At 47.5% G+C, this 1,147-nt stretch carries 1 rRNA gene; it reads left to right on the forward strand.

Annotated features, from left to right (window positions below):
- Positions 1-139: 139 nt before the first annotated feature.
- Positions 140-1,147: ribosomal RNA gene (locus tag BM084_RS18970) — 16S ribosomal RNA — on the forward strand; the annotation flags it as partial.

Below are 1,147 nucleotides of genomic sequence, written 5' to 3' on the forward strand. Positions count from 1 at the left end.
GGGGAAGTTCATTGATTTATTGAATTGACAGCGCGTACATTTTTCGAGAGAGAAATGATACAAATAATTTAGAATTAAGACTAGAGAAGTCATCTTTGAGTACAGACGATTTGATTGTTGTAATTATATTTAAGAAACAACGATGAAGAGTTTGATCCTGGCTCAGGATGAACGCTAGCGGCAGGCCTAACACATGCAAGTCGAGGGGTAACAGGGAAGAGCTTGCTCTTTCGCTGACGACCGGCGCACGGGTGCGTAACGCGTATACAACCTACCTTTTGGAGGGGAATAGCCCAGGGAAACTTGGATTAATGCCCCATAGTATGGGAATATCTCCTGATATTTTCATTAAACATTTATGGCCATTAGATGGGTATGCGTCCTATTAGTTAGTTGGTAAGGTAACGGCTTACCAAGGCAGCGATAGGTAGGGGTCCTGAGAGGGAGATCCCCCACACTGGTACTGAGACACGGACCAGACTCCTACGGGAGGCAGCAGTGAGGAATATTGGACAATGGGCGAGAGCCTGATCCAGCCATGCCGCGTGCAGGAAGACTGCCCTATGGGTTGTAAACTGCTTTTACAGAGGAAGAACCACTCCCACGTGTGGGAGTTTGACGGTACTCTGCGAATAAGGATCGGCTAACTCCGTGCCAGCAGCCGCGGTAATACGGAGGATCCAAGCGTTATCCGGAATCATTGGGTTTAAAGGGTCCGTAGGCGGGCAGTTAAGTCAGTGGTGAAAGTCTTCCGCTCAACGGGAGAACTGCCATTGATACTGATTGTCTTGAGTTATTATGAAGTGGTTAGAATGAGTAGTGTAGCGGTGAAATGCATAGATATTACTCAGAATACCGATTGCGAAGGCAGATCACTAATAATATACTGACGCTGATGGACGAAAGCGTAGGTAGCGAACAGGATTAGATACCCTGGTAGTCTACGCCGTAAACGATGGTTACTAGCTGTTCGGCCCGATTAAGGGCTGAGTGGTTAAGCGAAAGTGATAAGTAACCCACCTGGGGAGTACGTTCGCAAGAATGAAACTCAAAGGAATTGACGGGGGCCCGCACAAGCGGTGGAGCATGTGGTTTAATTCGATGATACGCGAGGAACCTTACCAGGGCTTAAATGTAGTCTGACAGG

The organism is Salegentibacter agarivorans, assembly GCF_900113135.1.
Classification (GTDB): Bacteria; Bacteroidota; Bacteroidia; order Flavobacteriales; family Flavobacteriaceae; genus Salegentibacter; species Salegentibacter agarivorans.